We start from the raw sequence: 23,355 nt of genomic DNA, 5'->3' as shown, positions 1-23,355 counted from the left end.
ACTGGAAGGTTATTTCCAGTTTCTATCATATAAAGTAAAGGGATATCATGAAATACATTATCAATCATTCAAATGACACTGCTTTTAATATTGCCTTGGAAGAATACGCCTTTAAACACCTTTTGGATGAGGATCAAATCTTCCTACTTTGGATTAACAAGCCATCTATCATTGTTGGTCGTCACCAGAACACTATCGAAGAAATCAACCGTGATTATGTTCGCGAAAATGGTATTGAGGTAGTTCGCCGTATTAGTGGTGGTGGAGCTGTTTACCACGATTTAAATAACCTCAACTACACGATCATCTCCAAAGAAGATGAAAATAAGGCATTTGACTTCAAGAGCTTCTCAACTCCGGTTATCAATACCCTGGCTCAACTTGGGGTTAAAGCTGAGTTCACAGGTCGTAATGACCTTGAGATTGATGGTAAGAAGTTCTGTGGCAATGCCCAAGCCTATATCAACGGCCGTATCATGCACCACGGTTGCTTGCTCTTTGACGTTGATTTGTCAGTCCTCGCAAATGCCCTTAAGGTTTCAAAAGATAAATTTGAATCAAAAGGTGTGAAATCCGTCCGTGCCCGTGTAACCAATATTATCAATGAATTACCAAAAAAAATCACAGTCGAAAAATTCCGTGATTTACTCTTGGAATACATGAAAAAAGAGTACCCAGAGATGACTGAATACGTCTTTTCAGAAGAAGAATTGGCCGAAATCAATCGCATCAAGGATACTAAGTTTGGAACTTGGGACTGGAACTATGGTAAATCACCTGAATTTAACGTCCGTCGTGGAACCAAATTCACTAGTGGTAAGGTTGAAGTCTTTGCTAACGTTACTGAATCAAAAATCCAAGACATCAAGATTTATGGTGACTTCTTTGGTATTGAAGACGTTGCTGCAGTAGAAGATGTCCTTCGTGGGGTGAAATACGAACGCGAAGATGTTCTTAAGGCGCTAAAAACCATTGATATCACACGCTACTTCGCTGGTATTAGCCGTGAAGAAATCGCTGAAGCGGTAGTTGGATAAATCAAAAAGAAGTTGGCCAACTAACCAACTTCTTTTTTTGATATTTATTTACATAATTTAAAATACGTAAAATTATAAACTATCTAGAGCATTCTTTTGTTCATCATTAACAATATGGGTATAGAGGTCAGTGACTTGTGTGCTGGCATGTCCTAGTTGGTGACTGACTAAAACTTGTGATTTAGTCGCATCATAGAGCCTAGTTGCTAGCGTATGGCGCAGTTTATGGGGTGTTACACGCACTTTAAAATCCTCTGAGTATTTAGCAACCATTTTCTCAACGCTAGAAGCATCGATACGATTAGGAACACCTCTGTAGAGAGTTAAAAAAAGGGCTGTATCTGTTTTTTCCGTTTTATAGCGTTGATTCCGAATGGCCAGATAATTCTCTAAATAAGGTTTAGCAAAAGCAGCGACATTGACTGAGTCACGTTTGCCACCTTTTCGAGTAACATCAATAACCATCATTTTTAGATTGAGATCTCTTAGATCTAGATTAACAGCTTCAGATAAGCGAACACCAGATGCCAAGAGAAGGGCAATAATGGCTAAATCTCGTTCTTTATTTTTGTTGAATGATGAGAGAGCTCGATTTGAAAGCTGTTGTGGGTGCTCTTGATCGATATAAGTTAGAAAACCTGCTGTTTCATCACCTAGAAAGAGTTTTTGCTTGATATTTTCAGCTCTGGCAGCAAGGGTTTCTTTCTTTTTCTTGGTTGAAACTTTTTTCATTACATTACGATAGAAATAAGGTTCCCCCTGATCATTTTCAACCTCCTCGGTTAGATACTTGTAAAGACTAGAAAGTGCTGATAAGGTTCGATTGATAGTTGTCTGTGAAACACCTTGTTTTGTTGTATTAGCATTCAGCAAGGGACGTTCACGTAGATAAAGGATAAAGGATTCCATGTCTTTCTTAGACATATTTTCCAAAACTGATAAAGGAATATCGGATATTTTATCAGCGTTTGAAATACCAGACTCCAAAACCCAGCTGAAAAATCGGTCATATTCCTTAAGGTATTCGTACAGGGTTGTAAAACTGTAGGGCACAGCCAGTTTAGATTGGTAGTATTCCAGAACATACCAGGGCATGAGTTGTTTTAGTTTGTCGATTCGTTCCAGTAAAATCTCACGTTTCATGTATTTTCTCCATAATTAAGTATACTAGTAGTATAGCATAGACTTGTATATTTTTCAAGAAAATTATAGTTTTTCGGAAAGATGTTATAGAGCTTTTTAAAAAAGACTTAGACCTGAGTAATACGGATCTAAGTCAGCTAAATAACTAATACTCTTCGAAAATTAAATTCAAACCACGTCAATGTCGCCTTACTATACTCAAGTACAAAGTACAGCCTGCGGCTAGCTTCCTAGTTTGCTTTTTGATTTTTATTGAGTATAAAAAAATTTTTTCGTTCAAAATTGCCTAAAATGTACCTTATTAAAGTGAAAATTAAAAATTTTTCATACGAAATCGTTGATAGTATACATCGTATGATAATGCTTTTCCTCGTCTATTAAGATTTAATGGTCCATAGACCTTCTCATACTTCTTACCTTCCAGATAAGTCATATAGTCATTGTAGGTGTCTAAAAAGACCTCTAAGAAGATATAAGGTACTGCTTGAAGTCTTTCCTTTTCTTTTCAATTCGTCCAGTTGGCTTTAAATAGCTTCTAAGAGGTATTTCTTTTCGTAAGTCAATTTCAATTTTAAATACTTGGCCATCACTTTGGTGAAATAAAATACCTGGCCCTAGAGGACTATCTTCACGTCTTACGTTGCATGCTTCTGATGGTCTTAAACCAACAAAGGCTCCCAAGGCTACAACCATAAGTAGATCTTTATGATAGTGTGCAATGTGAGAAAACAACATCTCAAAGGCGCTATTTGGCATATCACGAAAAATAGCTTTCTCAGTGTTGCTATCATCCACGTAGATTTCAAAATTTGGTTCTTTACGCTTTACAACTCGTCCTCTACTATTCGTAAAAGTCGTCGTAGAATACAATTCTTCTACTTTTAACTTAGCCTTCTCCTTTCGCTCACTTAAATAAAGAGTTAAGAAGTCAAGAACTGCATTTACGCATTTTTCAACAGTGCTTTTCTTTCTTTTTCCTCTATCCCCTGGTAATTGAGATAATCCATAAAGCGTAAAAAACTCTCTAACCATTTCAAGTGTAAGTTGATCTACACTTTTAAGTCCAAGAGTACCAAATATAAAATTTAGAAACTTAACAACATAAGAAAAGCATTTATTCCCATCATCTGAGATCGACCTGATTTTTGAAGCAGATTTAACATAACGATGAAAATCAGTAAATTGTAGATTGCCGTCATCGTGCTTTAAAACGATAAATTGTTTTGTTACGATGTTGTTGTCACCTAAAACCAGCGAATGTTTATAAACTACAAATTTCATTTCTTCTCCATTTGTTAATTATATAATTAACTATTTGATTTTATTATAACTTTTTGATAGAATTCTTGTAAAGTGAAAACTTAACAAAAAGAGAAAAATAAAAAAAGTTAATTAACAAAAGTAAAGGAAAATAAGTCATACATGTTTTCAGGTCAACGTTTAAAATCTCTTCGAAAAGAGAAAAAAATGAGCCAAGAAAAACTCGGCTCTCTGTTAAATATTTCTAAAGTTGCAGTCTGTAACTGGGAGAACGCAAAATCTTTTCCAACCATGGATAATCTAAATGAACTTGCTAAGGTTCTTGAGGTTGAACCTCATTATTTCGAGGAGCATAGCGAAGTGATCAGCATCTATCGTCAATTAAATAAAGCTAACAAAAATAAAGTTGTCGTATATTCCTCAGAATTACTTGAGGAACAAGAAAAATTCGATAACAAGGTTGTTGATATATTCAGTTATAAAACCTATAAAGGTCTTTCTGCAGGAACAGGCTACTCCTACTTTGGAGATGGGAAATATACTCTTACTTATTCAACTGAGAATATTCCTCATGATTTTGCCTCATGGGTTGTAGGTGACTCAATGGAACCAGAACTTCCTGATGGTGATGTAGTTTTGATTAAACAATCCACAAACATCGAGGATGGCCAAATTTATGCGATTGAGTTTAATAACCAAACATATGTAAAAAAAGTATATCGTTACAAAACGTATCTACGACTTGTTTCAATAAATGAGAAGTATGATGATATATATGCTCCATATGAAGAAAACCCTCGAATTATTGGAAAGATTGTTGGTCATTTTACACCTATTGATGATGTGAAATAAGATTATATTAATGATAAAGAATTATATTTAAAAAGGTTTTAAGTGGAAAGATTCTTTTTCCTGGACTTTTTTAAAAAAATAAATTATAATAGAGAAAATACTTAGAAAGAGGTTCTTAATGCCGTACGCAATAGATTTATTTTGTGGTGCAGGGGGTTGTTCGGAAGGATTAATCCAGTCAGGTTTTCATATTTTATTTAGCTCAGATATCAGTGAGATGGTAGAAAAAACTTATGTAAATAGACACGAACAACTTGGATTGATACAAGGAAAAAATACTTGGTTTGAAAGACGTGACATTCGAGAGTTGACAGGATCAGATATAAAAAAACATATCTCTGAATTAGAAATTTTTAAAAACAAAGAAATACCTGAAATTGATTTAATCATGGGAGGTCCAAGCTGCCAAGGATTTTCAAGAGCTGGTAGAAGAGATAAATCCGATCCTCGCAATATGCTTTTTGGCGAATATGTGAGAGTTGTCAATGAAATTCATCCAAAATATATTATTTTAGAAAATGTTGAAGGATTTATGGATATGCAGTTCCTAGGGTATAAAGGGATTACAGGTATTGAATACCCTGATGGATCAGTTACACCTGATATATTAAAGTCTGAGTTAAATGAAATAGGATATGAAACTTTAGAACCTAGAATATTAAATGCTGCCGATTATGGGGTTCCTCAAAGACGGAATAGAGTTATTTTTATTGGGTATAAGAAAGGTCTTAAACAACCTCAATACCCTGCTCCTACTCACGGTCCAGAGAATTATATTTCACTTGAAGAAGCTATCGGAGATCTTATTATTGATAAAGAGATCAAAGAAATGGTTAACCCATCTCCTTCCACTTATCAAAATAAAAGCAAAGAAGGTAGGACACCAAGTCTAAATGGAGAACCAATCGCTTCTAAAAAGATATTGAATAATGAGGTATCGAAACAAACTGATATTGTAAAAGAACGCTTCTCGTTGTTTAAGCAAGGTGAAACTGGGACCGCTTTAAGAAAAAGAATTTTTGAAGAAGGCATTGATTTATCTGGGCACAAAGCGTTAATTCAGTTATGTTGTGAAAAATTAAACCTTTCTAAACAAGAGGTCGTTTCTAAATTTAAAGATAAAAATGTAAGTAAAGAATATTTAGATGTCCTTCTTACTAAGAAAAATATAAGACAACGTTGGGCACCAGATCAGCCATCGGCTACTATTGTAACGATTGCTGATGATTATATAAGCCCTTGGGAAAATCGAACTTTTACAGTTAGGGAAATGGCACGCTGTCAATCTTTTGATGATTCATTTGAATTTTTAGGAAAACGTACAACTGGTGGGCTCAAGAGACGGGTTGAAGTTCCTCAGTATACTCAAGTAGGTAACGCTGTACCACCACTCCTAGCAAAAGCATTAGCTGATGAAATACTGAAAGTTTTATAATTTAGCATCATAAAAACAAAAACTTATAATCAGAATTAAACTATTTCTGATTATAAGTTTTTTATGTTATAAATTTATAATTTAAAATAATTAAATGTTGAATTTAACTGAGGTATAGCCATACCAATTGTATTAATAACAAGGTTATTGTACCCAGTATGTAAGTTTCTATTAACTAATTCTTTAACTGAGCTAGCAACACCGCTTTTAGAAGGAAGACCCCAGTAATTTCCACCAGAAAGATTTAAAACACGTAAAACGGACGTAGAAGTAGTTTTAAATGTATCTTTACCATCTTTTTTAAGTTTGTTGGATGGTAATGTAACAAACGAATAGGTAAATCTCTTTACATAACGAATTGATTTGCCGTTTATTCCAACAGATATGCCATTTCTAAAGTTATCAGCTTGGTATACTGCGTCCCATAACATAGGAATTTGAGCATTATCATTCCAATTTGTTTTGCATTGAATGATGTGAACTTCTATATCATTAAAATCACGTTCGACGAGAGCGTTAATTATTTCTTTTTTATGATAAAATAGTGTTATTAATTTGAATTAGAGGTTATTGTGATGGAAAATCCTTGGATAGATACTACTTCGGAAATATATAATGGTGAGAAGATAATCGTTGCTACTGCGGACCTGAAATATATTAAAAAGCTATTAAATTCAAAAAAATATCCCCCAGTAGATAAAGTAGATGATGATGCTAATGAAAAAACAAAGAAAGCAGCCAAAGAAAAATATAAACTCCGACTAAATGTTTATCCTCAACATTTTGTTGGTGATATAGATAATGCAAAAATTATAATCTTAAGTTTAAACCCAGGCTATAGCACAGAATATTATGATGCTTATAAAAACAGCACTAATAAAGACGGCATTAAATACGAACAAACTATAAAAGAAAATCTAGAAATGGAACAGCCATTCTTCCACGCATTTGAATTAGCAAATGAAAGTGATCTAGGATATTGGGGAAATAAAATGAAATGCTGGGTTGAAGACCATGATGAAAAAGATAATGAAAAGGATAAAGAAAAATATAACAAAAAAATTATTAAATCTTTAAAAAAGATAACTAAAAATATTGCACTTGCTGAGTTCTTTCCCTACCATTCTATATCTTATAATGATATGTATGACAAATTAGCTAAAGGTACTTCCCCAAATAGTAACAGAAAGATAAAAGATTACCTTCCTACACAAAAATTCCTCTTCAGAAAAATTAAAAAAAGAATAGATGACAAAAATGATAAAGTGATAATAATTCTTACTCGTTCCTTTGCAAAATGGTACGAAGCGATCCCTGAATTGAAAAATTACGAAAATTGTTTTGAAGTAAACAACCCTAATAATCCTTCTCTAAAACCAAAAAATATCTTAAAAGTAACAAGAATATCAGTTGAATCAAAAATTAACAATTTATTAAATGACCTTAATAAAGAAGTTCAAACACAAGAATAGTAGCTATCAATGAAATAGCTACTTTATTTTTAAAAATGTACAATTGAACCACCACTTCTTCTGCTGTTACTTGAGTAAAAAATGTACAAATCAATTTCTTAGATTTGAGGATATTATGTACTATAAAACACACAAAATACCACTCCAGAATAATGTACAAAACAAAAATAAAGTACACTTTTCAAAGAATGTACTTTATGCTTCTAATTCAGTTGTATCAATGGTTTAGCTTTAGTTTAATCAATTGTACATAAACTTTTAGTTTTTGAGTAAAACAGATCTAAATCTTTGGAGTTTCATTGTGAATCATTATCTAATGCTTTTTCTAGTTTCCAAATACTAAACCAGAATGAAATAGTCAGCAGAATAAGGAAAATAAAAAAGAGATTATCAGTAACGATACTTCTGTTCATTCTACATAACTGAAGAGCTATATAAGGAGCTATGAGATACAAAATGCATTGTATAATTGCTATCGTTTTCTTTTTCATGATTTTAATCTTACTGTACAGATTTGATACAGTAAACTCCTTTCTAGCTTGATGCATTATCATTTCTAACTTGATTATAGTCTTATTTTTACCAAAGTTCAATTATTTGTATGAGAAATATCTTATCTGTAAAAAATAACCGATCTCATTGCTGAGAATCGGTTATTTAAATAAATTAAGTTGTTATTTACATAACATAAATTATGTAACAATTATACTACAACAACAAATCTTTGACTTTTCCAATTTCACTTTTTGGAATCACCAGGTGAATCATATCACCCAGATACATTCTGGTTGAGCCGTTAACTGTTTGGCTCTTGCCATTATGGACTTGGGTAGTGATGAGGACGTTGTGTGGTAAGTTGAGTTCATGAACTTGTTTCCCAGCAATTTTATCAGAAACTGGTATTTCGATAAGTGTAACTTCTCCTTCGCTGGATACTTCTTCTGGAAGCATTTTTTCCAGCATGGCTTCATAGACTGGTGCACCCTTGAGTAAATCCATGATAATATAAGAAACAAGAGTGACAAGACCAAGTGGCATGAGGTTGCGAATATCTCCTACCATCTCAGTTACGAGTATCATAGCAGTTAAGGGAGCCTTAGATATTGCTCCAAAATAACCACTCATTCCTAGAATGACAAATATAGGGAATTGCTCTTGACTGACAAGTCCAAGATTGACACAGATAACACCAACTAAGGCACCAAGCAAGGAACCGAGAGCCAAAATTGGTAGGAAAATTCCTCCTGGAAGACCACTTCCATAGCTAATCATGCTCCAGATAAAACGGATCAAAAAGTAAGCTAATAGAACTTGAAAACTAAAATCTTGCTCAGTTAAGGAAAGTACAAGCTGATTTCCACCACCAAGGATGTGGGGTAAAAAGATTCCGACTGGTATGATGAGAATGAAGGCCAGAATTGGATAATATGCTCTATCCAAATGGATTTTTTGACCAATCAAGTCATAAACTCTTCCGACGTTTAATACAGCTTTCTCATAGAGAAAACCTGAAAATCCAAGGAAAATTCCCATAACGAGATATATCCAATACTGATCTAGGGTCATTAGAGGGATATTATCAGGCATATCCAGTACGGGTGTTAGGCCAAATATGAGCAGAGAAACAAAGTTTGCTACGAGACTGGCTGCTAGTGTAGAAACCCAGAAAAAGCGTGAAAAGTGATGATAGACTTCTTCTACCACAAAGAGAAGTCCAGCAATCGGTGCATTAAAGGCAGCGGCTAGTCCTGCTGCAGCACCACTGGCAATCAAGGAACGTTCCTCCACTGGACTGGATTTGAGCCACTTGGCAATTCCTTTACCACCAACTGCTCCCAGTTGGATACTTGGCCCTTCACGCCCCAGCATGAGTCCGCTGGCAATAGCTAGAATTCCTAGAATATATTTTTTCCAGAGAATGCCCCACCAGTTGAGGGTCATGAGGCCTTTCAGTTCGGCTTCGACTTGCGGAATTCCTGAGCCTTTAATATCTTTTTCAGAGCGTGTCAGTTTGGCACTGAGCCAGCAGATGATTAGATAAAACAGGGCGATAATAAATAAATTAACAAATAGGTGCGCTTGATCTTGATAAAGTCCTTGTATCAGGTGGAAGCCCTTTTCAATTAAGAAACGAAAGGATCCGACGATAATTCCAACGACGAGGCCGACAATGATTCCTCGACCAACTTGGGATAGTATAGTGCTGGATGCAAAGGCGAATTCTTTCTTAGAACGGACTATTTCCGACTGTTCCTCCATGGTATCTCCTTTTAATTAACTTTCTTTTTTATCTAAAACCAGTGATTTAATTGGTTCAAAGCTGGTTCGGTGAATTGGGGTAACTCCTAATTTTTCGAGTCCTTCTAGGTGTTTAGCAGTTCCATATCCTGCATTTGCAGCGAAATCATAGCCAGGGAACTGCTGATCGTATTCCTTCATCAATTCATCACGTGTCACCTTGGCTACTATGGAAGCTGCTGCAATTGAAAGGGAATTGGCATCTCCTTTGATGATGGAAGTTTGTGAAATTGGTAAATCCAGTTTCATGGCATCTATCAAAAGGTACTCAGGTTGAGGACTGAGCTGGGAGATTGCTTCCTTCATAGCTAGTTTGGTCGCTTCATAGATATTGACTTGGTCGATGACTTGATTATTCATGATACCAATTCCGATTGACAGGGCTTGGTTTTGAACGGCTTTGAAAATCTCCAGATGTTTCTTTTTAGGAATTTTCTTGCTGTCGTTGAGACCTCTAATTTTACAATTTTTAGGTAAAATAACGGCTGCAGCGACTACAGGTCCAGCCAGAGGACCACGGCCAACCTCATCAACACCAGCAATTAAGGTCACTCCTTGCTTGTAAAGTTCTTTTTCGTAGGAAAGCATAGCTTCCAAACGAAGATCCTCATCCAATTCAGCTTGAATGGCTTTTTTACGCTTGCTGATTTCCTTTTGAACTCCAGAGCGATTGTCCTTTTCAAGATCTAAAAAAATAGGGTTATCAAGGTCCTTGACTGTAGCAAGTAGTTCTTTGATTTCTTTAATCGTCGCCATCTAGGTCTTCCAATGTATCTAAGGTATAGTTACCGAGTTTGCCATCACGGACTTCCTTCACGAAGAGACTGTAGAAACGGTCATAGTCGTCTCTGAAACCGAGGGCGCGGGTCATGTCCATAATAATAATCGGAGCTTCTTCTTCAATTTTCATTTGTTTGAAACGTTCAGCCAACTTTTCTGGATAATGTTCTTTGAAATAATTGAGGCCAAAAATAGTTACCTCATCCATAGGAAGCAACTGGTCTTTGATAGCTCCAGTCAAGGCCAGTTTCAGTGCAACAGTTTCATCTTCAAACTTAGGCCAAAGAATCCCCGGTGTGTCTAGGATTTCAAGGTCCTTATTAGTTTTGAGCCACTGTTGTCCCTTTGTAACCCCTGGTTTGTTGCCGACAACGGCAATTTTCTTGCCAGCCAAACGATTCATGAGAGTTGATTTGCCAGCGTTTGGAATCCCGATAATCATGGTACGCAAGGTTTCAATCTTAATCCCACGTTCTTTCTGGCGAGCAATCTTATCAGCCATGAGTTTTTTAGCAGCATCTGTTACAACTTTTACAGTCACTTGCTCCTTGGAGTTGATAGCCAGAGTTTGGATTCCTTGTGATTCAAAATACTGACGCCATTCCTTGGTCATTGCTGGATCAGCCAAATCCGCCTTATTTAAAATCAAGAGTTTTGGTTTATCACCAACAATCTTGGTCAACATAGGATTTTGACTAGATAGAGGTAAGCGTGCATCCACCAAAATCGTTACAAAATCAACAAATTTTAAATTTTCCTGCACCTGTCGACGCGCTTTAGACATGTGACCAGGAAACCATTGAATAGTAGCCATTGAGTTTTTTTCCTTTCGTAGCAAGGGTTTAGAGATCCTATTTTATTTTACTATCGTTTGAACATAAAGGGTTCTCAAATGAATGATGTTCAAACAGTTTTTTGTTTTATGACATAGAAATCTACCTTATATTATATCATGCCTTCTTTATTTTGTCCGATGATAGCCTTTCAAGTACCCTATATAGAAAAAAGCCATCAAATGATGACTTTTCAGAGGGAGCAAAAAACTGTTCCTTCTATATTCTAAACATTTAAATGTCTTCTTTAAACAGTTTATTAAAGAAACCGTCTGTGTTTTTAAGAAGGGCTTTGAAGACCTTAGATTTAAGAGCAACAGTGTGAGAGAAGTCATCTGGTTTCTTCAAATCTTCTTCAACTGCTTTATCAAATAAAGGCCTTAACTCATCATAGTTACTGATATGGACGCCATCAATATCGATAGCCTCAAAACCTTTCTTAGCTTTAGCAAGAACTTCCCCGTACCAATGTCTCTTCCACTCTTCAAGAGTATTAAAGTTTCCTTTCGATACTTTATTAATTATTAGCTTATCGCTTAGTAAACCGTGGTTGTTTTTATCTGCTTCTGCTTTGTATTTATTTGATACATAACTAATAAAGCCATTTTCATAACCATAATAGCCCCACATACGGAAAGCATTGTGCTTAAATGATAATGAACCAGGAGCACCTTGACTCGTATTCCCACCGTAAATTCCTGCCATCATATTGACATTTACGTAAGCTGAGTTTGGTGTAAAATCTTCTGGTCTATAACGTCCATTACCTGGATTTCCATGTTTTGTCATGAAGTTATTATCCACTAAATCATTGACGCTAGATAAAGTCATTACCTTTTCTTCATCTTTCAAATCACGGATACTATCCCATTGGTTTGGACCTAAAAGATCATTATACTGAATCTTAGAGCGCATTTCTTTGTCAATCTTCTTGAACCACTTACTATTGTCTCCTTTAATTTTAGGAAGTACAGCATCAGCTTCTACATGATCAAGCAACATCATAGCTTCATTGTAGTTTCTCATGTAGCGGTCAATGTCATCACGTGTCTTTAATTTGTCAGGATCTGGGTTGTACCATTGGTTACCATCATTTGGACGATGGTAAGCCATGTTAATTCCAAGTGCGCCGTATTCACCATTAGTCGTTGAGCTGTCAGGTGTTTGCAACATACCTTGAGCATAGGCTTCAACGTCTGTACCTTGACGATGCTTATGACCACCGAAGTAAAGCATTCTATCGTTTACGTGTGTTGTTTCGTGAGTAAAGGCTGAAATACCAAATGGGCTAATCATATCCGTCACCATAAACAAGACCTTGTCATCATTATTTGGATTAGGGAATATTGATGCCATAGCGCCCATACGCCAGTCTCTATCATGGTGTCGCCATGTTGGACCATATAATTCACGAATTGGAGCTATAGGGTTACCTTTACTGTCAAATCCTCGACGACCTACAGGAGAACCATTGTAGGTCTGGTTATCCCAAACTGGTGTCGGTACCATATTTTGACTCTTAAGAAGTCTATCACGAACATTAGGCAGAGCTAATCTGGACCAGAAATCTAAATAAGTTTGTTGAGCATGTGCAACTTCATCAATCTTAGTTTTGAACTCATTACGAGCTTCTTCTGTATGTTTTCCATATTTCTCAAATGAACTGTACGCCATCGTGTTATATGTTGAAATTAAGAACATATGGGCATCTTTAAGCGTTAGAAGTGGTAAAATCATACGACCATGAACACCGTTATCTAAACCATCGAACACACGATGACGTTTATCTTTCAACTCTGTATTTGTTGTCTTAGGTTCTGAAACATAAACATTCTTAGCTGAGTGGATAAACCAATCATTGATGTCTTTATCCTCTGTAAACAGACGCATGTTGTATTCTAAGAAGTTACGCAAATTACTTTTACCAGTATTACCTGCGATGATTTCACGGTAAGCATCCTGAGTCCGATCCCCTTTCAAGTTCTTTTCACTTGAACCGATGTTGATGAGTCTGTCAATAACACTTGGTGTTTTACCATAAAAATCAGGTTTGAACATCATGATGTTTTTTATACTTATGTCACCGTATTTGATATCATAGTAACGATTGAGATAAGTCAGAGCCATCATGATTTTAGCTTTATTGGTTTCCACTTTCTTGAGAAGTGATTTTATCGCAGCTTCATCACCATTCAATTGATGGTCTTCATTTTCGACCAAGGATTTGACTAACTTATCTAGATTTTGCTTCACTTCGGCAAAGCTTTCTTCTAAGTATAGATCTTTAATATAACCATTCTTACGTTCATCCGTATTCTCTGCAGGTTTATCACGTCTACTCATTAAATCTCTTACTTCTTGTGAAATCAATTCCACACTTGATAATTGAGATTTAACATCAGCAATCAATTTATCACGATTTTTAACAACCATATTCGGTGTATAAACAACATCACCAAGACCAGATACACTATATTCACGCACTTGTTGGACTTTAGAATCAGTATTCTTAGTAACATCCATTTCTTCCTTAGTACCATCAGCATAGTGAACCATAATCTTATCAATATCTGATAAATCGGTCACGAATTGACCATCCTTCATCCCCGTAACAGAAAGGACTTCTTTCTTAGCTAAGTTTGAATCTTCTGCAAGTTTGTTACCTTGGTTGACAATCCATTCTTTATTATAAAATGGTTGAAGTTTCTCAATATTACGATAAGCTAAATCACGTTCGGATTTGTAGTCTTGAGTTGACTTATATTCATCTTCTCTTCTGGTTAAACGATTTAAGCGATTGACCACAGGTTCGTTGATTTCGTATTTATCAGCAGTAAGTCCAAAATTTGCAATTCTCTTATTAGCTTCATCTTGACTAATTTCTTTAATTTTGTCACGAGAACGTTTGTATGAATGCTTACCTGAACTGACACCTTTGACAACAAAGTTACGCTCTAACCAGCCATTTGTGAAATAACCACCATCGTAGTCCAAATCGGAAGAACCAAAGAACTCTTCACCATTTTCAACTCTCATCATTGAAATATTATCTTCAAGTTTACCAAAAGGAAGATTGCTATTGATAAATCCACCTGTTTCAAACAAAACTTTAGTCTTAATGGTTCCTTTGGTGACTGATTTACGAATTGAACCGTATTTACCAATTCCCATAGAGTCGTTACCATTATCTGTTTTAGCAACTAAACCACCTATACGGGCTCTGTTAGCAACAATATCAGCCTCGACATATGCTTTTGCAAGATTACCTCTCCAAATCTCACCGGCAATGCCAGCCATATATTGACCTTTATCACCAACACCTGTAAGATTACCGATGAAGGCTACATTTGTCAACTGACCACCACTATCGATTTTATTGACGATACCCGCAATATTGTTATTAGCAACTACATTACCAGTTACCTTAACATCTTCAACAGTTGCATTTTTCACCATATTGGCAACAGGTGCTATTCCGTCAGCCCAAGGCATATTGATATCCACATTACCTAAATTAATATTTTTCACAGAACCATTTTCAACACGGTCAAATAAGGGACGGGCAATGTTATGAATTGTATATTGTTTACCATCAACACTTGATAGATGTCCCTTAAACGTACCTGGAACATATTGTTTGTTAGGTGTTGGTACATTCGTTGCATTCAAATCTGCTCCGATTTTAAATGTACCATTTTTATCAGCATTCATGGCATCTACTAACTCTTTAAAGTTATAATAAACGTCATCAACTTTTGGAACTGGTTTTTCAATATAATGAACATACTTGTTACGAACCTTCGTTGGGTCTGTATGTTGAATCAAATCTTGAGCTTCGGCAGTGATTTTATAAAGTTTCTTACCTTCTTCAGTCACTTCTTCAATTTTATCAACTGCTAAACGTGTTACTTTATTATCACGACTAGTAATTTTTAAGTACATTTTCTTCACATCTTCATCTGAAGGTTTTTCAGTCATAAAATCACTAGGTGTTTCAGTACCATCGTCATTTACCTTCACTAAATTAGTAGATGCGATATTTTTAATTTCAACTTTTTTCAAATCCAAGCGAAGTGGTTTCTCTTCTAATGTTGCAGTTTCTTCTCCCTTGCCACGGTCATAGGTCATAGTGGTCTCTATCTTATAGTCCTTGTAGAATTTTAAATCTTCTACCTGCTTATCTAATTGCTCTGAAGTCAAATCTACTGTTTTGACAATTTCATTTCCATCTTTAATTGTCGCAGTAATTTTATTGATTGTGACTCCATCTGTATTAACTAAATGATAAGAAAGAGTTGCGGATCGGTTTAATACATTTGTATTTGTTCTATCTAAGGTCAAAACAGGAGCCGTTTTTTCTTTAGGTTTTTCTTTGGTACCTTTTACAAGAATTTTAGGCTTCATTTCTTTCAAAATAGTTACTGTTTCAACTGGGTCACTGATTTTTTTGCCATGTAACTCTTCATAGCTAGTAACAATTTGACGTTCGCCATCCTCACCAACTTGTCTAACAGAATCATCGCCTATAAATTTGCTAGGATCAGATTCTTCTATAGTGGTTTTAGGAATAGTCTCTGTCCGAATATCGGTATGTAAAGAAGGCAACTCTTCTCTTTCTGATGCAACTTCTGAAACTGTAGATATTGGTTCAGTATACTCTGGAATGTCGCTAACAGGTGGCTCAATCAAGTTTCCATTTTCATCCACTCCTGTTGTACCTACTGGCTCAGTATATTCTGGGATGTCGTTAACAGGTGGTTCAATCAAGTTTCCATTTTCATCTACTCCTGTTGTCCCTACTGGTTCAGTGTATGCTAGTTTCTCATGAACTTCAGGCTCAACAAGGTTTGCACCTATTGGTTGCGTATAGTCAGGCTTCTCATGAACTTCCGGTTCGCCTTTGTCGGTTACAACAGCTTCGGGTAACACTGGTTGAACTTCTGGTTCCCCCTTTTCAGTGACTATTGCTTCTGGTAAGGATGGTTGAACTGCTGATTCTACCTTTTCTGAGACTACGGCTACTGGCAATTCTGCTTGAATCTCAGATTCCCCTTTGTCGGTTACAACAGCTTCGGGTAAAGCTGGTTGTACTTCCGGTTCGCCTTTCTCTGTTACAACTTTGGGTTGCTCAACTGGCGAAACAGTTGATGCTGGAGAAACCGACGAAACAGTTTTATCATCAAGCTCCAAGTAACCAACATATCTGTAACCAGAAATTTGCAACACACCATCACGTCCAGACTCATGGATGTTAGCATTCAAATTAAGTGCTGAAGCAGTTGATAGTGTAACTAAACCTGTCGCCCCTACAATCAAAAATGTAGCTATTTTTTTATTTCTATTATCTTTTGTGATAATCACAATAAGACTCCCGATAGCTAACAAACCCAATGCAGTCATAATAGATTGAGAACTTCCTGTGTTTGGTAGTGCGTCTTTTTCATAATCCAAAGCATATGACTCTTTGGATTCATCAGGTCTACCTTGTTTGAGTTGATCACGTTCAGTTTGTGTCAAACTACTATAATCTAAGTAATGATAAGTCGATGCACCAACAACTGACGGTGCAAATAAAAGACTCCCCAAGAATACCGAACCAACAATACCCTTTATTTTCCGAATGGAAAATTTATCTTTTTTTAATAATGACAATTCTAATCCTCCACCTTCACTTTTTATTTCCTAATAGTAAACACTATTTTTTATTCTCAAAAATTGAACTTCTAAAATCACCGGTTTGGTCAAGATAAGCTTTAAAGATTGCTTTTTTCAGTTTAAGAACTCTACTATTTGTCTCAGGATATAATTTGGCAACTTCATCCTCAGCATCAAATTTTACTGCATCTTCAATCATTTTTTCAAGTCTATTAATATTATCAATAGTCACTTTCTGTTGTCGAGCCCAAGAACCGTTTGGATCGATAAAACTAACTTTATTTAACTTTCCAAATTTATCTTCTCTTTCTTTATACATATCTTTCTTGAAATCTATCCAAGAATTATACTGGTTATTAAATACTTTTGAAAGAACAATTTCATCAGTAACTAAACCTATTTGTTTACCATATGATGTAATAACTTTTCCTTGAGCTTTCGCTTCTTTTTCATACTGATTAGAAATATATGGAACCATACCGTCTTTGTACCCCTTGGCTGCCAATAACTCAAATGCAATACGTCGTCCCATTAAATCTCCTGGTGTTCCTATTTTACTGCTCAATGCTGAATAAATTGGTGAGAATAGATTAATTGTATAGTAGCCATTCCGCTTATAAGTTGCTTCATCTACATAACCTCTTCTTGTTATAATATCATGTTCTATCAAACTGTTAAATGTAGTTAATTTAGTAAGTTCTTCTGGTTTTAATCTACGTACAACATTCGTTGCATAAACAGAATTTCCATCAGGATCAGGTTTATATTCATTTTCTATTTTTCTTAATAAATCATATTTTTGATTTGTATCTAATTTAGCTACAGCTTTACCTTCTAGTATTTCAAGCATGTATATTACATCAAACATATTATGCATATACTTATTTAGATCATCAACACTTCCAAATCGTTGAGTTGGATCTGCTACTTGAAGCCTTGTTGATTCTTCTGATTGATCATATTTTAATATGGAATTAATAGTGACTGTTGGATCATTAGGATGATCAGGAGCTTGTAGCAGTCCTTTAGCATAAAACTCTGGTCCAAGTCCATTTCGTCTTCCATAGCCTCCAAGATAAATTTCTCTATCTGAGTTATGTGTCATTTCGTGTGTATAAGTTACCGCACCATCTTTATCAAGCATGCGATATGCCATATAATAGAATGCATCCCCTGTAGCATATGCTCCATTAGAATTATGAACAACATTATTTCCCGCTGGACCGAAGAAATGTTTTATAGCTGGATGATTAGTTTCAAAAGTTGCTTGATATGTATCTTTATCTTCTTTTTCATCTGTACCAAATCTAAATGCATCATAGACTAGAACACTTCTATATAATTTTTCTTTATTTTTATCATCTAGTATTCTATACCAATAATCATAGTGATCTCTAAATCTAACAGCCGCTTCTTTAGCTTTTTTCTCAACATAGTCATTTAAATCAGTTCCTGCTGGATGTTCTTTACTTCTATATCTATCATAAGCACCGAAACCTATAGTCGAAATGTTGGCTATAATAAACACCGATTTTTCAGGTAATGTTAATAGCGGCAACACCATACTTGGATATTTCCAAGATGGGCTAGTTAATCTATCATATACTCCAATTGAATATGGACTACCAGCTATTGATTGCTTATCACTTACCTCTTTAATAGTAGATTTTTCTTCTACAATATATGCTTTAGTTTGTTCTTTAAACCACTCATTATTTGTTTTATCTGGTACAAATGCTTTTCTATATTTCTCTAATGCATCAAATAAATTATTAGTCTTATAATTTTTCGCTAATAAAACATTATAAGTTATAACATTATTTTTTGCTAGTAAGTTATTATATCCCGATTTACCTAGTTCGATAACATTATCTAACGCTGAACTATTTGATTTACCGAAGAAATCCAAGTGGTACATGACTAAATCTTTCGCTTTTGTATCACGATATTTGAAGTCGTACCAACGCTCTAAGTATGTTAATCCTAGAAGTAAAGCTTCTTTATTATTTTTAATTTTCTCGATTACATAATTATCTATTACCTTATTGTTATTTTCAGCTATTGCAGCATCTGCAGTAAGAAGTTTTGTCAAACTATCTTTCAAATTAGTTTTTGTGGTATTGAATTGTTCTTCTAAATATAACTCCGTTAAACTAACATCCTTAGAAACATCTAATACTTTTCTAATTGCCTCTGATTTATATTCTACACTATTTAATGCTGGTAATACTTCATCTAAAATATTTTGATAATTGCGAAGTAATGTATTCGGTGTATAAATTAAGTTTGTACCGCCTATTCTATACTCTGCTACATTTGAAAAATCAGTTTGATAATTTACATTAAGTGTCTCTGATGTATTATCCGCGTAATATAGTAATAGTTTATTTATACTTGATTTATTTTTGTTAATATCACTAATTACTTCTTTATCTTTCATAGGGACTACTGACAATAATTCTTTATTATAAAGATTACTACTTGTCTCTACTAAATTTCCGTACTTAACAATTGTTTCTCTATTATAAAACGGTAATAGTTTTTCAATATTTTTATATACTTTTTCTTTTGATGAATCAGCATTCTCAAGATTTTTATAGTCAGTTACATATCTAGAAGAGAAATTAAAATCTTCTGTTTTAATAGTATTTTTAGATACAAAAGTAGCTTTTTTCTCTTTTATTTGTGCATCTTCTAATACTTCTCCTCTTTGAACAGTAGAATCCTTAGTTAAGATTTCATCATCTTCTTGTACTACGTTCACAACCTTATTATTTTTATTACTGTATGTGCCATTTGCTTTTATACCATTAAAATTATAACCTGCAATAGCATTACCATTCGTTACATTAACATCGCTTAGTACATTAGAAAGTCGACCGGATTTTTCTAATCCTCCAACCGGATCCCAAAGATTACCAACTACTCCACCAACGTTTGCAAAACGTTGAACATTATTTAGATTTCCTTCAGCATAACTATTACTAATAAGCGCACTATTTTCTACTGCACCAACTATTCCACCAATAGACTGGTCTCCTTGTGTTGCATTTGAAGATAAATCGATTGATGCGAACGACTTATCTATTAATCCCCTCGGACCAGAAAGTTTGCCTACTAAACCTCCGATTTGATAACTAGCAACTGTTTTATATGTATTAGTTATTCTACCTGTATAGCTACTGTTAGAAATAGTAGAATTATTAACTTGTGATACTAATCCTCCTATGCTACGTTCCCCAGCTATCGCTCCATCAGCATGAACGTTATCAATATGAGTATTGTTATTTGCTTCTTTCGCAAGTGTTGCAGTATCGTCCTTTGCGGAAATATTAACATCTTTTAGTGAAAGTTTTTCTACTGTAGCACCATTTAATTCCCCAAATAATGGTTTTTTCAAATTATAAATAGCATAATATTTCTCATTATTTGTTCCTACTAATATTCCATGGAATACATTATTCACATAACTTTCTTGACCATCTGGAAGTTCAACTTCACGAGCATCCATAGTTGCTCCTAAACGGAATGTGCCATTAGGATTGCTATTCATTGCATCTACTAAATTTTTAAATGATGTATATACCCCAGTTTCACTTTGCTGAGTTTTTGGTAAATAGTATGTATAATTTTCTAGTACATTATTATTTTCATGTTGTATCAGACTATTTGCACTTGCTACTATCTTATAAACATCTCTATTATCTTTAGTATCATTAGTAATGCTTGTAACTGGTAGCATCACATCTTTAAAGTTCTCTGATTTAACTTTCATAAAGTAATTTTCTGCATTACTTGGTAAAGAAGCAAGTGAAGTTACATGTCGATACTTATTACCATCTTTTGAATATAGTTCTACAGAAGATATATTTCTAAGTTCTAATTTCTTAATAACTTCTTTTTCATCTTTAGCGTCATCTTTTTTCTCATCTTTATGACGATAAAGTTCATCGTATACTGGTGGAATTTCATTACCTGCTATAATACTCTTAATCCAAGCTAATTGTGTAGGAGATAAAATCAATCCGCCTGAGCGATTTTGTGCTCCATTTTGATGCACACCAATAACTTCACCATTAGCATTAAATATTCCTCCACCACTCATACCAGGATTTCCACCTTGATATTGAACACCGTAGGTGTTATTCGCATATTCTTGTTCCATTTCTACCGTAGCATCTTTTAAGTGCGTATATTTCCCAGCTGGATATCCATGAACATTTAGTTTGTCATTAAGATTTACTTTCGAATAATTTTTAACTAATTCTACATGTTCTCTGCCAGTTGTTTCAGGTAGCTTAATCACTGCTAAATCATAGATAAATCCTTTTGGATAATCTTTTTTATTATAAAAATGAATATTGTTAGCAGTAAATGTTCCTTTTTGTCCATCAGGAGTCACCCACTCATATACGTTTTTAGATTTATCACCTCTAAATTCGCCAGTAGTATTATCAGTAGAATTATTAATGAAATTATGTGCTACTGTTAAAAGTACATTTGGTGCAATAAAAGTAGCTGATCCTACTCCAGTAACCTTCGACGAATCTGTAATAAAGTTCATATTAATTAATGCACTAGATTTTTTCTGAATACTCATTTCTTCTGGTGTATTAGTATTTTCATTATTTGGTTTAGTATCTTCTGCACTAGGTTGTTCGATTTTACCAGTATATTCTTTCAGTGCTTCTACTTTCTCTGGCTCGACTATCGCTCCGGCTTGCACCCCTGTGTATTCTGGTAGTGGTGCTATCTGCTCTGGTTCAACAATAGCGCCAGCCTGCACCCCTGTGTATTCTTTTGATGGTTCTACTTTTTCTGGTTCTACTATTGCTCCGGCTTGCACTCCTGTGTATTCCTTCGGTGCTTCTACCTTCTCTGGTTCGACTATCGCTCCAGCCTGCACTCCTGTGTATTCCTTCGGTGCTTCTACTTTCTCTGGCTCGACTATCGCTCCGGCTTGCACCCCTGTGTATTCTGGTAGTGGTGCTACCTGCTCTGGTTCAACAATAGCGCCAGCTTGTACTCCAGCATATTCCGGTTCAACTTTTTCAGGTTCAACAATAGCTCCAGCTTGTACTCCTGTATATTCTGGTAGCGGTTCTACCTGCTCTGGATCACCCTTGTCAGTCATGACTGCCTCTGGTAACGCTGGTTGAACTTCTGGTACGCCTTTATCACTTACTACAGCTTCTGGCAACTCTGGTTGGACTGCTGACTCACCTTTGTCGGTTAATACAGCTGCTGGTAGTTCAGGCTGAATTGCGGGTTCAACAATAGCTCCAGACTGTACTTCCTTATGTTCTGCACCAGTCTCAGCTTGTTCCTTTATAACTTGAGCTTTTTTAGTACCTTTTTCGACTATTCTTGAAACAGGCGCAGTCGTTGAAGTTGAAATAATTTCTCGTGAAACTTCTTCATTGTTTACAGAAAATATTCTGACGATTTCAACTTTCTTACCTAATGCACCTTCTTGTTTTACTCTTACAGTTCCTTCTGCTAAATCAGGATTTTCTTGAATTTCTTCTTGAAAATCTATTTTTGTTTCTATAGTTTCGTCACGATATAAGAGTTCCGGTTTGTTCAACTGACCTGATAGCACTTCATCCTGTGGATTTAATGTATTTACCCCAGTCTTTTCCTTTGGAGAAATCTTCTCCTCTTTCTTCGTTTCTAGATTCTTATGTTCGGCTAATTGTTCTTGAGAATCTGAAGATTGTTTCTCTTCTTTTCTTGGATTGATTAATTCAGTAGAGAAAGGTTTTTCAACTACTTGAACTTCTGTCGGCTTAGTTGAAGAAACAGGTGTTTGTTCCTGAATAGCTTGTACTGTTGATGGATGGTCTACAAAATTTGGTGTAACATTATAATCCACCTTTTGTTGTTTTGTAGGAGTGGCTGCTGATTTTTCTTGATTACTTACTTCAAAATCAGAAGTCGTTTTTCCCTCTTTGATATATCCAATATAAGTGTAACCTGAAATCTCTTTAGGAAGAGGTAATTTTTCTCCAGAGGTCAATTCATAGTCCGTATTGTAATTTAGCAAAAGATGATTTTCTAAAGCATGGACTGAAACTAAGACACCATTTCCCATTCCCGCAACCAATACTAAATGTAATACCGTTTTATTCTTAACCTTTTTCTTGGAAACAGCAAAAATTAAAATTCCCAGAGCAGCTAAGCTAGCACCAGCAACTAGGGCTTGCCTCTCATTCTTGCTTCCAGTATTTGGTAATTCCGCCAGTTGATTTTGAGAATTTAACTTATAAACAAGATAATAAGTTTCATCATCATTCTCCACGTATGTCGGAATATCATAGACAAGCTGCTTCTTTTCTTCTGATGATAGCTCTGAATCTGCCACATATTTATAGTGAACTCCCGCAGTTTCTTGAGCATCCACAGATGAACTAGCTAATACAGACATAAAAAATAAACTTGAAATCGTTGCAGATACAAGTCCTACTGATAATTTTCTAAATGAAAAACGCTCTTGTTTTTCACCAAAATACTTTTCCATTATTCCTCCTTGAAATAAAATTTATATATGTTACAAAGACCTTTATTATATTAGTGTATTATCTATTATC

12 protein-coding genes are annotated in these 23,355 nt (G+C 35.1%); 4 read left to right on the top strand and 8 right to left on the bottom strand.

From position 1 onward, the window contains the following. Positions 1 to 47: 47 nt before the first annotated feature. A complete protein-coding gene (locus AT689_RS08235; RefSeq protein ID WP_000873993.1) occupies positions 48 to 1,037 on the top strand; it encodes a lipoate--protein ligase in 990 nt (329 codons plus the stop codon). Positions 1,038 to 1,109: 72 nt separating this feature from the next. On the opposite strand, the gene xerS is transcribed toward AT689_RS08235, so the two are convergent. Both xerS and AT689_RS08225 read right to left on the bottom strand, forming a co-directional pair. After that, positions 1,110 to 2,180, bottom strand: a complete 1,071-nt coding sequence (gene xerS, locus AT689_RS08230) for a tyrosine recombinase XerS (RefSeq protein ID WP_000817878.1) — start codon at positions 2,178 to 2,180, stop codon at positions 1,110 to 1,112. Between the two features lie 462 nt (positions 2,181 to 2,642). Then, positions 2,643 to 3,461, bottom strand: a complete 819-nt coding sequence (locus AT689_RS08225; RefSeq protein WP_000674054.1) for a hypothetical protein — start codon at positions 3,459 to 3,461, stop codon at positions 2,643 to 2,645. Positions 3,462 to 3,602: 141 nt separating this feature from the next. Between AT689_RS08225 and AT689_RS08220 the strand changes: the two genes are divergently transcribed. Then, complete coding sequence (locus AT689_RS08220) at positions 3,603 to 4,292, top strand: XRE family transcriptional regulator (protein WP_000491151.1); 690 nt, start codon at positions 3,603 to 3,605, stop codon at positions 4,290 to 4,292. Between the two features lie 118 nt (positions 4,293 to 4,410). Continuing rightward, positions 4,411 to 5,727, top strand: a complete 1,317-nt coding sequence (locus AT689_RS08215; protein ID WP_001145974.1) for a DNA cytosine methyltransferase — start codon at positions 4,411 to 4,413, stop codon at positions 5,725 to 5,727. Positions 5,728 to 5,801: 74 nt separating this feature from the next. Here the strand turns inward: AT689_RS08215 and AT689_RS08210 are convergent, their stop codons facing one another. After that, positions 5,802 to 6,158 carry a hypothetical protein gene (locus AT689_RS08210; RefSeq protein ID WP_000964255.1) on the bottom strand — a complete coding sequence of 119 codons (357 nt, stop codon included), beginning with the start codon at positions 6,156 to 6,158 and terminating at the stop codon, positions 5,802 to 5,804. Between the two features lie 144 nt (positions 6,159 to 6,302). Here AT689_RS08210 and AT689_RS08205 point away from each other — a divergent pair, with 144 nt between their 5' ends. Then, on the top strand, positions 6,303 to 7,199 hold the full coding sequence (locus AT689_RS08205; RefSeq protein WP_000431196.1) for a hypothetical protein: 897 nt from the start codon (positions 6,303 to 6,305) through the stop codon (positions 7,197 to 7,199). Positions 7,200 to 7,907: 708 nt separating this feature from the next. Here AT689_RS08205 and AT689_RS08195 read toward each other — a convergent pair. The 5 genes from AT689_RS08195 to zmpA form a co-directional block, all read right to left on the bottom strand. Further along, positions 7,908 to 9,458, bottom strand: coding sequence for a ClC family H(+)/Cl(-) exchange transporter (locus AT689_RS08195; RefSeq protein WP_000392561.1), 1,551 nt, complete (start codon positions 9,456 to 9,458; stop codon positions 7,908 to 7,910). A gap of 15 nt (positions 9,459 to 9,473) precedes the next feature. Further along, complete coding sequence (locus tag AT689_RS08190; RefSeq protein WP_000201102.1) at positions 9,474 to 10,253, bottom strand: ribonuclease HII; 780 nt, start codon at positions 10,251 to 10,253, stop codon at positions 9,474 to 9,476. Then, positions 10,240 to 11,091, bottom strand: a complete 852-nt coding sequence (ylqF, locus tag AT689_RS08185; RefSeq protein WP_000201306.1) for a ribosome biogenesis GTPase YlqF — start codon at positions 11,089 to 11,091, stop codon at positions 10,240 to 10,242. Before ylqF ends, AT689_RS08190 begins: the two co-directional genes overlap by 14 nt. A 253-nt stretch (positions 11,092 to 11,344) precedes the next feature. Further along, positions 11,345 to 16,762 carry a zinc metalloprotease D gene (gene zmpD, locus AT689_RS08180; RefSeq protein WP_000054799.1) on the bottom strand — a complete coding sequence of 1,806 codons (5,418 nt, stop codon included), beginning with the start codon at positions 16,760 to 16,762 and terminating at the stop codon, positions 11,345 to 11,347. 43 nt (positions 16,763 to 16,805) lie between these two features. Then, positions 16,806 to 23,285: a zinc metalloprotease A gene (gene zmpA, locus AT689_RS08175; RefSeq protein WP_000417162.1), complete on the bottom strand. Its 6,480-nt coding sequence runs from the start codon at positions 23,283 to 23,285 to the stop codon at positions 16,806 to 16,808. Between the last annotated feature and the right edge of the window lie 70 nt (positions 23,286 to 23,355).

The organism is Streptococcus pneumoniae (assembly GCF_001457635.1).
GTDB classification, from domain to species: Bacteria; Bacillota; Bacilli; order Lactobacillales; family Streptococcaceae; genus Streptococcus; species Streptococcus pneumoniae.
Note: the sequence above shows the minus strand (reverse complement) of the source record. Positions and strands in the feature narration are given on the sequence as shown.